Origin of the sequence: Gulosibacter sediminis, from assembly GCF_014904065.1 — a bacterium.
GTDB classification, from domain to species: domain Bacteria; phylum Actinomycetota; class Actinomycetes; order Actinomycetales; family Microbacteriaceae; genus Gulosibacter; species Gulosibacter sediminis.
In genome coordinates this window covers 29,554-42,833 of sequence record NZ_JACXJG010000018.1, presented here as the reverse complement: position 1 = coordinate 42,833, position 13,280 = coordinate 29,554, and the positions used below count along the sequence as shown (strand labels likewise).

Annotated in this window: 10 protein-coding genes and 1 pseudogene (1 of these 11 running past the window's edge); 6 read left to right on the top strand and 5 right to left on the bottom strand. The window is 61.8% G+C overall.

Annotation, left to right across the window (positions count from 1 at the left end):
- Positions 1 to 3,444: 3,444 nt before the first annotated feature.
- The 5 genes from ID132_RS09645 to rpmH all read right to left on the bottom strand — a co-directional run bounded on the left by ID132_RS09645 (position 3,445) and on the right by rpmH (position 6,006).
- Positions 3,445 to 3,948 carry a Jag family protein gene (locus ID132_RS09645; RefSeq protein WP_193128477.1) on the bottom strand — a complete coding sequence of 168 codons (504 nt, stop codon included), beginning with the start codon at positions 3,946 to 3,948 and terminating at the stop codon, positions 3,445 to 3,447.
- A 192-nt stretch (positions 3,949 to 4,140) separates the two neighbouring features.
- The gene (yidC, locus tag ID132_RS09640) at positions 4,141 to 5,118 is read right to left on the bottom strand and encodes a membrane protein insertase YidC (RefSeq protein ID WP_125106540.1); all 978 of its coding nucleotides are present in this window, start codon (positions 5,116 to 5,118) and stop codon (positions 4,141 to 4,143) included.
- Entirely contained in the window at positions 5,115 to 5,441 is a 327-nt protein-coding gene (gene yidD, locus ID132_RS09635; RefSeq protein ID WP_125107413.1) for a membrane protein insertion efficiency factor YidD, read from the bottom strand. Before yidD ends, yidC begins: the two co-directional genes overlap by 4 nt.
- Positions 5,442 to 5,454: 13 nt before the next feature.
- Positions 5,455 to 5,862 (bottom strand): ribonuclease P protein component, encoded by a 408-nt coding sequence (locus ID132_RS09630; protein WP_193128476.1) that lies wholly within the window; start codon positions 5,860 to 5,862, stop codon positions 5,455 to 5,457.
- A 6-nt stretch (positions 5,863 to 5,868) separates the two neighbouring features.
- Complete coding sequence (rpmH, locus tag ID132_RS09625; protein ID WP_125106538.1) at positions 5,869 to 6,006, bottom strand: 50S ribosomal protein L34; 138 nt, start codon at positions 6,004 to 6,006, stop codon at positions 5,869 to 5,871.
- Between the two features lie 415 nt (positions 6,007 to 6,421).
- Between rpmH and dnaA the strand changes: the two genes are divergently transcribed.
- From dnaA to ID132_RS09600, 6 genes and pseudogenes are all read left to right on the top strand, one after another.
- On the top strand, positions 6,422 to 7,960 hold the full coding sequence (gene dnaA / locus ID132_RS09620; protein WP_413229367.1) for a chromosomal replication initiator protein DnaA: 1,539 nt from the start codon (positions 6,422 to 6,424) through the stop codon (positions 7,958 to 7,960).
- 485 nt (positions 7,961 to 8,445) lie between these two features.
- Positions 8,446 to 9,588 carry a DNA polymerase III subunit beta gene (gene dnaN, locus ID132_RS09615; protein WP_193128474.1) on the top strand — a complete coding sequence of 381 codons (1,143 nt, stop codon included), beginning with the start codon at positions 8,446 to 8,448 and terminating at the stop codon, positions 9,586 to 9,588.
- Positions 9,589 to 9,597: 9 nt separating this feature from the next.
- Positions 9,598 to 10,179: pseudogene (gene recF / locus ID132_RS15330) on the top strand (DNA replication/repair protein RecF); the annotation flags it as partial.
- A gap of 97 nt (positions 10,180 to 10,276) precedes the next feature.
- On the top strand, positions 10,277 to 10,774 hold the full coding sequence (locus ID132_RS15325) for a DNA replication/repair protein RecF (RefSeq protein WP_413229368.1): 498 nt from the start codon (positions 10,277 to 10,279) through the stop codon (positions 10,772 to 10,774).
- Entirely contained in the window at positions 10,767 to 11,273 is a 507-nt protein-coding gene (locus tag ID132_RS09605) for a DciA family protein (RefSeq protein WP_193128473.1), read from the top strand. Before ID132_RS15325 ends, ID132_RS09605 begins: the two co-directional genes overlap by 8 nt.
- 107 nt (positions 11,274 to 11,380) lie before the next feature.
- Positions 11,381 to 13,280 carry part of the coding region annotated (locus ID132_RS09600; protein ID WP_235988463.1) for a DNA topoisomerase subunit B on the top strand (this coding region is incomplete at its 3' end). Its footprint extends 117 nt past the window's final position, so 1,900 of the 2,017 annotated nt are shown.

Here is a 13,280-nt window from a genome sequence, read left to right as displayed (position 1 = left end):
GCGACGCCGTCGCGGGGAGGGCGGTGATCACCTCTTGACCTGGTATTTTCATTCGCTCATCAGCGCTTTTCCCTGGTCACAGCGCAGAATCGGGTTCCGGCTTGGCATTGGTGCTCGGTATGAATAGCCAGTATCGATGTCGTTTCACGTGAAACGACTGGTCTAGGTGCGTTACAGAGTCGGCACCGGAACCTTGCGTCCTCGGCGAGTTTCCCATTTCACGCCTGCTCCTGAGCTTGTTCCTGGCCTGCTCCTGGTTTTGCTCAGATTCCCAGTCGTGTCTACGACCACGCCTTCACGGGCGCCCCCAACTGCGAGCTGCGCACCAGCGAACGCTGCCCTCTTGTTTCACGTGAAACATGACAGCGATGCTTCCATCATCAAGCCCAGTGACAGCCACTCACCGCAGCGCCAACACTCCTCGGTACAGGCACGCTCAACCGCGTCACTAGACGACGACAACGGGGGCGCACATCCTTGCCCACATGAATCACCAGGATGAGCAGCCAGAGAGAGACGTAGTCTGCGGGCGGAAGTCTGCGCGAGCGTGGCTGCAGTGCGAACGGCCCATTCCACACCGGGGAGTTCGGTTGCGAAGAACGCGCGTGTCTGGTTTCACGTGAAACGTGCGAGTCCCCGCCTGGCTCGCCGCTACCAAGTGGCCGCCCTCGCCTCGGCGGAAGCGCGAACTGCATGGCCTCGTCCACCTCAACGATCTCCGTCGCAGGAACTACGAGCTATGGCTGGCGAGAAGCGAGGGTGGGCTTCTTACACGAGCGTGCCGCTCGTCAGTCAGTGATCGGCGAACCGAAGTGTCTAGGGCCGTGCGTCATCACTGCGAACGCGGGCCGGATTGCACCGGCCGTGGAGATGACGTTTCACGTGAAACACAAGCTTGCGACTCCGAACCGCGACTTCTCATGGGGACCATGACGAGCAAACGGCCGACACCGGCACCGCCCCACCTTGAGGCGGATCGGTCGCGCCCGCAGAAACACTCCTCCAGCACGCAGCGGTAGTGCAGAGTTTCTCGTCCCCTTCGAGAGCTGCCATCGCCTCAGCAAGCTATTCCGCAGTCCAAGGTCGTCCGATCGGTCGACGATCCTGTTGAAACCGTCTACTGCGCTCTCGTTGCTAGACCCAGGGAACACCCATCACCGGTTTCACGTGAAACAAGAGGCTCCGCAGAGGGCGACTCCCGGCGTATCGTCACTCCGCCTATCGACATTCCGGTTCGAAACCCGTTGCCATAAGGTGAGACCCACTTCTCGTTGTTTCACGTGAAACGGATTAGACATCCTTGCAGCGGTTCCGGGGCATCGCTTACCTTCTCTGATCACGGTTCGACAGCCCGTAGCTCGCGCCCGCCAACAGCACCTACATCCCGTTGTCGAGGAAGCGGGCGTTATTCGCGAGAACGAATTGGCGTGACGAATGCGGCCCATGGAAGTCTGAGGCTCAGGCAATGTCAATCGCGCGTTTCATGTGAAACCAACACCACTTCAAGCAATGCAATCGATCCATCGCTAATCGGCTCGACAACCCAGCCGCCTCGATCAAGCTGGTGACCCAGGGAGCTATCGCGGAGCCACTCAGAATCCAGTCCTCGCCCGCGCAGCGCAGTATTCACGACCCCACCGACGCCAAGCCCCGGGGTAGTGGATTGGCGTTTCACGTGAAACAACGCTCATCCGCGATGAATCAACCCCCGCCGAGTAATCGAAGCTCGCAGGACGCGGCATATGTGCGCCCTCCCTCCAGCTTCGCGAGTCAGGGAGCACGGGACATGGCCGTCCTCTCACCACCACCTCATACCGACTCCACGATTCCATCACTCTTCAGCCGAACCCGTTTCATGTGAAACCCAGGACCTTCACGACATAGAACAGCACCAGCGCCACGAATCGCCGACGTTTTGGTCTCCGCTGGAGCACCGAATCACGGCTCACGAACAACACACTCCGTAGGCACGCCAGTTGCCTTGTCCATCAACTATCAGCCCGACGAAGCGCAGTTCTATCGAACCGATGATGGCCCCGTTTCACGTGAAACTAGCCACCCTCCTCGAGTTGAATCCAGCTTGCCGTTCCAACGCCCGCTCCTACAGCGGCTGCTCCTGTGCATGTCGTCGGAATAGCCCTTCCTCCCCCCGCGAGCTTCGCTGCGCGATGAGGGTTCAATGTCAACGGAGTCAGTCTCCGTGAAACGCCCATCCCGATGATCTCACGCTTCGCGGCGCGTGAGATTGCCCGCGTTTCACGTGAAACCGAGAGAATGTTTCGCAGAATGGCCAGTCCCACACCCGCCACTCCACGTTCAAACTGCCCAGTCAGTTCCCAACCCACCCTCGATAACGCGTCTGCCACGATTTCGACGCAGCCCAACTCGCTGCAGCGTCTATCACCCGCGCAGATGAGCGCAGTTTCACGTGAAACGCAGCACGAACTTGGAGATGGACATGAGTCACCTGGCCCACTACCGCGGGATCTGCAAGCCACTTCAGTGCTCATACGGCTCTCGCAGAACCTTGACCCCACAGTTTCGACCCAGCCTCACTCACTGAGAGTACGATCGCCGACGCGGATCGACCCCGTTTCACGTGAAACCAAGCACGCGCTTCGTATCAGCATCAATCGTCAGCCCCAGCACCGCAGCTGCTCGCCGGCTGCGATGCCTAGTGTTCAACAAGTTGTCTCTTCATATGTGCGAACCTCCGTTTGCGCAGCGCTGCCCGGACCGAAATCCAACACTCGTGAAACTCGCGAGCACGGGCAATTGATCACCCACGCCTTCGCACTGCCGCATCCGCCTCACTCGAGCTCGACGCGCGAACACGGGGCCGCCTCGAGCCGTTTCACGTGAAACCGAACTGCCGGCCAAGGCGGGGACGCGGGTCAGACCCGCTGACGAACGGGCCACGACCTTCAGCCTCCCCAAGAGTGGTGTGCGAGTCCCTGAACACTGACGCTCCGCGAGACTGAGCCACTTCGCCTGCACCAGTGTCCTCGTTTCACGTGACACCAGGGCAAGCTCCGATAGCGAGGTACCGGAAGTTCGATCGTCTCCCTGGGGGCGGGGAGACCGACACACTCACTATCAGTTTTGGGGTATTCAAGCGCCCCAAGCCGGCAAAACTGACCTAGAACCGGCATCGTCAGAATCGCATCAGCGTAATTTCATGGATGTCGCTCCGACGCGAATTGCGACTGTCCACCACTACTTGGGCACGCACCGACCAACTTCCGCGCCAGCACGCCGATGTCGGGGCATTCCCACCCCATCCCAGACTGACAGCAATGCGTAACGCATCCCAATCTGAGCGCTCCTGGGTGATGCAACAAATCTACATCGATACTCATTTATGCAGCGCAAGAATTGTACGGAAAACAAGTACGCGGGCCGCCGACCAACGTCGACGACCCGCGTCTGAAAAACTCGAACAGCCTAGTTCGCGCGCAACACCGTGTGACGCTTGCGACCTTCGCCCTCGCTCTCGGAGTTGTAGCCGCGCTCCGATGCAATGTCATGCACGATCTTGCGCTCGTACGACGACATCGGCGGAAGGGCTGCCGAAGCGGCACCATCCTCGATTCGCTCGATCGCGCGCGAGACCAGGCTCTGCAGCTCGTTGCGACGCGCATCCCGCGAGCCGCCCACGTCCAGAATCAACCGTGAGAACTCACCGGTCTCTGCCTGCACGGCGAGGCGGGTGAGCTGCTGCAGCGCATCCACCACCTCGGGGGATGCGATGCGGTCGAGATTGCTCTCACCGTCGGCGGTCACCGAAATGTAGGTGCGGCCTCCGGTCACGTCGATGTCGAGGTCGCCGTCGATGTCAGCGATGTCGAGGAGCTCTTCGATAAAGTCCGCAGCGATGTCGCCCTCGTCGCGATCACCCTCCTCGGTGGCGTCGTCANGTGACGGCCTCGTCGGTGACGTCGTCGTCAATCACGTCTTCGTCAACCGTGACGGATTCGACACGCTCGTCTTCGACGACGTCGTGGTCAGTCATGTCATTGGCGCTCATTGCATTCCTTCTCTCAGCACCCCAGATTACCGGTAATCGCGCATCCGCCCGTACATGTGCAAACGGGCACCGAACCTCGCTGGCTCGGTGCCCGTGCACCGTATCGCTACTGCCTACTTCCTCTTTTTCTTCTTGCGATTCTTCGACACCGGCTGCTGTCGCTGCCCGCCGTTTTCCTGCGCCTCGAGCTCGAGCTGACGCTGCGTCTTACCGTCGCGCACGATGCGGTTGGCGGGGTTGTCGGGGTGGTCGTCCCACTTGCCCTTTTCCTTGAGACGCTCGACGCGCTTCTTGTACGCGTCCGAACCAGGAGTCGGCATGTTGCGGATGGTCCACCACTGCTGACCGGTGGTCCAGATGTTCGTGAGCAGCCAGTAAACCATGAGGCCGATCGGGAACATGAAGCCCGAAACCGCCATGACGAGCGGCAGCAAGTACATGAGCATCTGCTGCTGACGGAACATCGGCGAAGCCTTCGCGGCCTCCGAGATGTTCTGCGAGGTGATCTGGCGCTGTGTGAAGAACTGCGTACCGACCATGAGCACGATGAGCACGATCGCGACGACGATGATGTTCGTGTTGCCGTTGGCCTGCGACAGAATCGAGCTCAGCGGTGCCCCGAAAATTTCGGAGTTCGCGAGCAGCACGGCGTGGTCCTGGCTCATAAGGCCAACGCCGGCCTCACTGTGGTTCGCGGTGTTCAGCACGCGATACAGCGAGAAGAAGATCGGCATCTGGATGAGCATCGGCCAGCAGCTCGAGAGCGGGCTCGAGCCGTGCTTCTTGTAGAGCGCCATGGTCTCTTGCTGCATGGCCTGCTGCGAGAACTGGTCGCGCTTGCCCTTGTACTTGTCCTGAATCTTCTTGAGTTCAGGCTGCAGCTCCATCATGCCGCGCATCGACTTGATCTGCCGGACCATGAGCGGGATCATCGCCGAGCGGACGACAAGCACGATGATCATGATCGACAGCACCCATGTCCAGCCGCTGTCCTCTGGCAGGCCGAGAGCTGTCCACGCGGTGTGCGCACCGACGAGGATGAGCTCAATCACCCACCGCAACGGCCAGATAATAATGTCGAAGATGTTCATCGAGCGTCTTCGCCTTTCATTTGCAAATCAGACACGACGAACCCAAACTTGGTGCGTCGAATCGGGAAGGGTCGTTTGGGCTCCGGGACGTAATCAAAGTCCGGCTTCGCCCAGGGGTGGCATCGCATGATCCGACGAGCCGCCATCCAGCTCCCTCGCACCAGGCCATACACCTGCACTGCCTCTAAACCATACGCGGAACAGGTTGGGTAGTACCGGCAGACATCCCCGTAGATCGGCGAGATGAAGCGGCGATAGAGCAGGAGCAGCACGATCCCGAGATTGCGTGGGATGAGTGCAATGTTGTGCAGGACTCGTCGCATCATTGACGGTCGATCAGTCGGCGCCATCGGTGCAACTGCAGAATTCGGCGTCGTCAGTAACGTCCGCCGCAACAAGGCCAAGCTTGTCGGCCGCATGCAACACCGCGCGCCGAGTTTCAGCGCGCAGCTGCTCGTAGCTGAAGCTCGAGGCCTCGGGAAAAACGCGAATCACGAACGAAGCCCCGGTGGGGACCAGGGTGAGGAGCTCGAGTGCAATGCCCTTGAGCCGGCGACGCGTGTGATTGCGTACAACAGCGACACCCACCCGCTTGGTGATGATGAAACCAAAGCGGGTGGGTGAGGCTGCGTCGCGGTTGGCTTCGCCAATCGCTATAAGTCCGGATGCGGCAGCTCGACGGCCACGGCGGGAGATGCGACGGTAGTCGGCTCCGCTAGTGACTTTGTTCTGCCGAGCAAGCACCGGGGACTACGCCGAGAGGACCTTGCGGCCCTTCGAGCGGCGTGCCGCGACAATGGCACGGCCGGCGCGGGTGCGCATGCGGGCGCGGAAGCCGTGCTTCTTGGCGCGGCGGCGGTTGTTGGGCTGGAAAGTACGCTTCGACATAAAAAATCTCCTGATCGAGGCCCTAGGCTGTGGGGCAGCGAAACAAGGCCCGGATGCGGGCATAACTGGATCAGATTACGCCACGTTCAAGCCTCAGGTCAAGGTTGATCTCGCCACGTATGTAGGCGAGCTACCACGTTGACCGGGTTTGCCTGGGGCGACTCGCCGGAAATGACAATATCCTGGTAGCCCTGGTTCGCCTCGGTGTCCATTCGTGGTTTAGAGTGGCGTATCTGTCGCGCACGATTGCGCACCGGCCTCATAACTCACAGTTTTCCACACAGCCTGTGGATAACTTTGCAAATGCGGGTCCCGTGCGAGACGATCGAGGTGCAGGGTGGCACGGCGCGCACAGAAGGTGCAGTCGTGCGGCAGCATGCCCGCTGTTCTGTGAGCCATGAAGTAGTCGAGATCGATCACCGGAAGGAAGTCACACGTGACGCAAGCTGTGACGGAAGTCTGGACAGACCTCTTCACGACGCTTCGAGGCAACCTCGACATGCCCCAATCCATGCGCGGCTACTTCGGCCTGGTGCAGGCAAAAGGCGTGATGGACGGCACAATTTACCTCGAGGTGCCGAACGATCTCACTCGCTCGCAGATCGAACAGCGCGGTCGCGCCTACCTGCTCGAAGCCATCGCCGCCACTCCGGCAGCCGAGGGCGTTCGCAACTTTGCGATCGTGGTCAATCCGAACTCGGAGCCGACCCCTCCGGCCGACACGACGGTCTATGAAACCCCGCTCCCCGCCGAGGCGCCTATGGAGCAGGCCGCAACGATGCAACGAACGGCGCCGTATGAGGACCGATTCTCGAGTTTCTCCACCGGTTATCCACAGGCTGAGGCGACGCCCGCGATCAGCCACGGGATCGAAGCCGCTGCCCCGTATCACGACCCTAACGCGACCCAGCCCGACGGCGACTCGCGCCTCAACCCGAAGTACATCTTCGAAAACTTCATCATCGGCGGATCAAACCGATTCGCCCACGCGGCGGCCGTGGCAGTCGCCGAGACTCCGGCTCGGGCATACAACCCCCTCTTTATCTACGGTGATTCCGGGCTGGGCAAGACCCACCTGCTCCACGCCATCGGCCACTATGCCCAGGACATGTACCCCGGCATCAAGGTTCGCTACGTGTCGAGCGAGGAATTCACGAACGACTTCATCAACTCGATTTCGATGAACCGCTCGGCAGAGTTCCACCAGCGCTACCGCAACAACGACATCCTGCTCATCGACGACATCCAGTTCTTGCAGGGCAAGGACTCGACGATGGAGACCTTCTTTCACACGTTCAACACGCTGCACGAGCACAACAAGCAGGTGGTCATCACCTCCGACGTGCCGCCGAAGCAGCTGACAGGCTTTGAAGATCGGATGCGCTCCCGCTTCGAGTGGGGCCTCATCACCGACGTGCAGTCGCCGGATCTCGAGACGCGCATTGCGATTCTGCGCAAGAAGGCCGAAGCCGACCAGCTCGAGCTGTCGAATGAGGTGCTCGAGTTCATCGCAGTGCACGTCACGAGCTCCATCCGCGAACTCGAGGGCACGCTCATCCGCGTCACGGCCTTCGCGAACCTGAACCAGCAGGCGATCGACCTGAATCTCGTGACGACAGTGCTCAAGGACCTCATCACGAACCGAGAGCCGAATGTCATCTCGCCACAGGACATCATTCGAGAGACTGCGGATTACTTCCACCTCACCGTGGAGGACCTCTATGGCTCGAGTCGCTCGCAGGCCATCGCCACGAGCCGGCAGATCGCTATGTACCTCTGTCGCGAGATGACGAACCTCTCGCTTCCGAAGATCGGTCAACTCTTCGGCGGCCGAGACCACACCACCGTGATGTATGCCCACCGCAAGATCACGAAGCTCATGACCGAAGACCGTTCGATCTTCAACCAGGTCACCGAACTCACCTCGAGGATTCGCCAACCCAACGCACGGTAACTCCACGCTCAATGCGCTCGATCGCGGTGACCTCAGATCGAGCGCATCGTCGTTTCCATAGCCTGTGGATAACTCTGTGGAAAAGCCCGTGAATAGTGCGTGGATAAGCCGTGGACAATGCAATTTCCACGATCTGTGGATAACTTGTGGAATTCGCCATCGTGGCAGTGGACAAACTGTGCACGCAGCGGACGGGCCTGTGGAGATCCGCGTCAGGACGCGACAATCTGGGGATGCCGTCCACTTTCCATCCACTCGAGAATCACAAGTTTCAGCGATGTAGTTCCCTACGGAAATCAGTTGACCACAGAGTTATCCACATTCTCCACAGCTGTTAAGAGTGAGAAGACAGATCTCTCTACCTAGAAAAATCCGCTCGTGACATTTTGTCGTTCGGGCCCTCGAACCCGAAGAGCCGCTGAGGAGGAAGACGCCACAGCAACCCGCTAGCATTGAATCCCCGCCGAGCCATGGAGGAATCGCCAGTGAAGTTTGAAGTCAATCGCGACATGTTCAGCGACGCCGTGTCGTTTGTCGTCAAGCTCCTCCCTCAGCGACCCACTTTGCCGATCCTCAGCGGTGTCGTGCTCGAGACCAGCGGCAGCACGCTGCAGCTTTCGACGTTTGACTACGAAGTTTCGAGCCGCACCTCGATCGACGCGACCGTCGACGAGTCGGGCGCAGTGCTCGTGCAGGGTCGCCTTCTCGCCGATATCGCCAGCCGACTGCCGGATGCCCCGGTGCAAGTCGAGCGCGACGACCGCGGCATCACGATCACCTGTGGTCGCACAAACTTCACGTTGCCGACGATGCCGATCGAGGAGTTCCCAGCACTTCCGACGATCGAGGGCACCTCGGGTGTCGTCTCGGGCGCCGACTTTTCGGAGGCCATCAGCCAGGTCGTCGTCGCAGCATCCCGCGAAGATGTCGCCCCGGTTATCACCGGTGTGCACCTCACGTTCTCGCCGACGCAGCTGCAGCTCGTCGCGACCGACCGCTACCGCGTAGCGGTACGGGAAATCGAATGGCAGAGCAACTTTGCTGAGGGCGACCAGGCACTTGTTCCCTCGCGCACCCTCGGCGAGGTCGGCAAGTCGTTCGCGCACGCCGACGAAGTGGTCATCACGCTCGTGAGCGAGGGCGACCGCCAGCTCATCGCATTCACCGCCGATGGCCGCACCGTCACGTCGCTGCTCATCAAGGGCAACTTCCCCGCCGTATCGCGACTCTTCCCCGCCGAAACCCCGCACTTCGCGGTGTTGCAGGGCAGCGATGTCATCGACGCGGTTCGTCGCATGCAGCTCGTGCTCGAGCGTGAGCAGGCCCTGCGCTTCAGCTTCTCGGACGAGGGCCTCAAGCTTGACGCGGTTGGCGCCGAGCAGGCCGCCGGCGCCGAAGAGCTCAGCATCAACCTGCAGGGCGAGGGAATTGTCGTTTCACTCAAACCGCAGTTCCTGCTCGAGGGCGTCGGCGCGATCCACTCGGCGTTTGTGAAGATTGCCTTCACGAACAACGACAACCCGAACAAGCCTGGCCCCGTGCTGCTCACCGGCCAGACCTCGCTCGACGAGGCCGCCGCCACCGACACCTTCCGCTACCTGCTGCAGCCGAACCTGCTCATGCGCTAACGGCGCATCGTGCACGTCACCCACCTGAGCCTGCGGAATTTTCGGAATTACCGCACCGCCGAACTCGAGCTGCACCCGGGTATCCAGGTGTTCGAGGGCGCGAACGGCCAGGGCAAGACGAATCTGGTCGAGGCCATTGCCTACCTCGGCACGCTGAAGTCGCACCGGGTCTCGTCGGATGCGGCGCTCGTGCGTTTCGGAGAGGACGGTAGCATCGTCCGCGCCGAATTGCGTCACGGTGAGCGCGAGCTCAGCATCGATGTCGAGATCGCGAAGTCGGGCAGCAACAAGCCACGAGTGCGCGGACATGCGGTGAAGACCCGTGAGCTCGCACGATTCTTTACCACCGTTGTGTTCGCGCCCGAGGACTTATCGCTCGTGCGCGGCGACCCGGGTCAGCGCCGGGAGCTGCTTGACCAGCTCCTCATAACGCACTCCCCGCGGTTCGGCGAAACGATCTCGAAGTACGAGCGGGTGCTGCGCCAGCGCAATTCGCTGCTGAAATCGGGCCGGCAACAGCGGCTCGGCACCGAGCAGCTCACGACGCTCGACATCTGGGACGACCAGCTCATCGAGCTCGGCACAAAAATTGTTGCCCAGCGGCTTGCCCTCGTCGACCGGCTGCGGCCCCATCTCGCGAACGCCTNACACGACGCTCGTCGAGGCCGACCACGGCACGAGCATTTCGATGCGTGTCAGCGCGCTCGCCGACACGGGCCGCCACATGGATGGCGACGGCGAGGGCGAAGAGATCGGCGGCGTGCTCACGGTCGACGACATCGCCGAACGCTTCCGCCAGCGGCTGATGGATGCGCGCCCGCGCGAGCTCGAACGCGGCGTCACGCTCGTGGGCCCGCACCGCGACGACGCAACGTTCTGGCTCAATGGCCTGCCGGCGCGCATCACCGCGAGCCACGGAGAATCGTGGTCGTTCGCGCTCGCGCTCAAGCTCGCGGCGGCCCAGCTCATCCGCGAGGAATCGAAGACCGGCGACCCGGTGCTGATTCTCGACGACGTGTTTGCTGAGCTCGACGGCGCCCGCCGTTCGCGCCTCGCAAACGCGGTGCACGACTTCGAACAGGTGCTCATCACCTGCGCCGTCGTCACCGACCTGCCCGAGGCGCTGCGGCACGACACGATTCGCATCGAAGCCGGCACGATCGCGAACGGCGAAACCGATGGCTGAGTTCAGCGAATCGACGCTCGTCTGGCTGCGCTGCAAGGAGGTCTTCGGAGGCCACAAGATTCCCCGCCGTCTGCTGCGCGGCCGGGGCGCGTCGACGCCCGAGTCGAAGGATGCGCAGGCCGAGCAACTCCCCTTCGGCCCGAAGCGCGACCCGCAGTCGACGAGTGCCGTGCTGAGCCAGCTCTTCGCGCAATTTGATTGGCAGACGCCCCTCGCTCAGGCTCGGCTCATCGAAGAGTGGGAGAATTTTGCTGGTCAGCGCACAGCCGCGCACACCAAACCGCTGTTCGTCGACGAGGGCGTGCTGCTCGTGCAGTGCGATTCGACGGCCTGGGCCACGCAGTTGCGATCGATTCGCGGCGAACTGCTCGGGCGCATCCGAGCTGCCGTGCCCGAGGTCGAGCTCACCGATATCAAGTTTTTGAACCCCGGGGCGCCGTCTTGGCGACACGGAAATCGTTCTGTGCCGGGTCGAGGGCCTCGAGACACCTATGGGTAGGTGACCACGAGCGTGGGGGGAAAAGCCCGCAGATCGCCAAATAACGGCGAATCCGGCAATCCCTTGCTAGAATGGAACGTCTGCGAAGTAAAAACTGAGGAGTCCGAATGACGGATACTGGGGCAAACCAGCACGGATCCACGACCGGCCGCGTCGAACACGACTATGGAGCTGGTCAGATCCAGGTTCTCGAGGGTCTCGAGGCGGTGCGGAAGCGTCCGGGTATGTACATCGGCTCGACGGGCCCCGACGGACTGCACCACCTGGTGTACGAGATCGTCGACAACTCCGTTGATGAGTCGCTTGCGGGCTACTGCGACGACATTCAGGTCACGCTTCGCGCCGACGGCGGTGTCACCGTTGTCGACAACGGCCGCGGTATTCCGGTCGAAACGCACCCCGTCGAGGGCGTTTCGACGCTCGAGGTCGTGCTCACGAAGCTCCACGCCGGCGGCAAGTTCGGTGGCGGCGGTTACGCCGTTTCGGGCGGTCTGCACGGTGTCGGCTCGTCGGTCGTGAACGCGCTTTCGACGCGCTTTCTCGCCGATGTGTCGCGTGATGGCCACGAGTGGCACATGGAATTCGCAAACGGTGTGCCGCAGGGCGCCATTCAAGAGGGCGCCGAGACCGACGTCACCGGCACCCGCATCACGTTCTACCCGAACGGCGAGATTTTCGAGACGACCGAGTTCGACTGGGAGACGCTGCGCACGCGCTTCCAGCAGATGGCGTTCCTCAACCGCGGCCTCAGCATCACGCTCACCGATGAGCGCGACCCGGCCACGCTGAACGAGGGTATGACCCAGGTGCACGAGGTGCTTGAGCCGAGCGACTCGGATGGCGCTGAAGAAGCTGTCGTGCAGGCTCCCGACGAGCCCGACGCTGAGACGACGCCGGTGGAGACTGAGCACAAGCACCGCAAGCAGGTCTTCAAGTACGACCGCGGCCTCGTCGACTACGTCGAGCACCTTGTGAAGCGCAAGAAGGTCGAGGCGGTGCATCCCGAGATCATCGACATGGTCGAAGAAGACACCGAGGCGACCATCTCGGTTGAGATCGCGATGCAGTGGACCGAGGCGTACAGCGAGTCGGTGCACTCGTTCGCGAACACGATCAATACTCGCGAGGGCGGCACGCACCTCGAAGGCTTCCGCGCCGCGCTCACCACGGCGATGAACCGCTACGCCCGCGACAAGGGCCTGCTCAAGGAGAAGGACGAGAACCTCTCCGGGGAGGATGTCCGCGAGGGCCTCGCCGCGATTATCTCGGTGAAGCTCGGCGAACCGCAGTTCGAGGGCCAGACGAAGATGAAGCTCGGCAACACCGAGGCGAAGTCGTATGTGCAGCGCGTCATGAACCAGGGGCTGCAGGAGTGGCTCGATCGCAACCCGCAGCAGGCCCGCGAGGTCATTCGCAAGGCGACTCAGGCATCCGCTGCACGTCTCGCTGCCCGCCGCGCGCGCGAGCAGACCCGCCGCAAGGGCCTGCTCGAGTCGAGTGGCATGCCCGGCAAGCTTCGTGACTGCACCTCGCGCAACCCCAACGAGTCCGAGATCTTCATGGTCGAGGGTGATTCGGCAGGTGGCTCGGCGGTGCAGGGTCGTAACCCGCGCACGCAGGCGATTTTGCCGCTGCGCGGCAAGGTGCTCAATGTCGAAAAGGCGCGTCTCGACCGCGCGCTGCAGAACACCGAGATTCAGTCGATGATCACGGCGTTTGGTACCGGCATCGGCGACGACTTTGACGTCGAGAAGGCCCGGTATCACAAGGTGATTCTCATGGCCGACGCCGATGTCGACGGCCAGCACATCACGACGCTGCTGCTCACGGTGTTGTTCCGGTTCATGCAGCCGCTCATCGACGCCGGCTTCGTCTACCTCGCCTCGCCGCCGCTCTACCGCCTCAAGTGGACGAACGCGGCGCACGAGTACGCGTACTCCGACGAAGAGCGGGATGCGCTCATTGCGCAGGGCCGCGCCGGCGGCCGCCGCCTGCCGAAGGACAACG

Excerpts from the sequence above, each read along its gene's own strand:
- yidC (WP_125106540.1), bottom strand. The coding sequence starts at position 5,118 with ATGAACATCTTCGACATTATTATCTGGCCGTTGCGGTGGGTGATTGAG.
- rpmH (WP_125106538.1), bottom strand. The coding sequence starts at position 6,006 with ATGTCGAAGCGTACTTTCCAGCCCAACAACCGCCGCCGCGCCAAGAAG.
- ID132_RS15325 (WP_413229368.1), top strand. The coding sequence starts at position 10,277 with ATGCGTGTCAGCGCGCTCGCCGACACGGGCCGCCACATGGATGGCGAC.
- ID132_RS09605 (WP_193128473.1), top strand. The coding sequence starts at position 10,767 with ATGGCTGAGTTCAGCGAATCGACGCTCGTCTGGCTGCGCTGCAAGGAG.
- yidD (WP_125107413.1), bottom strand. The coding sequence starts at position 5,441 with ATGCGACGAGTCCTGCACAACATTGCACTCATCCCACGCAATCTCGGG.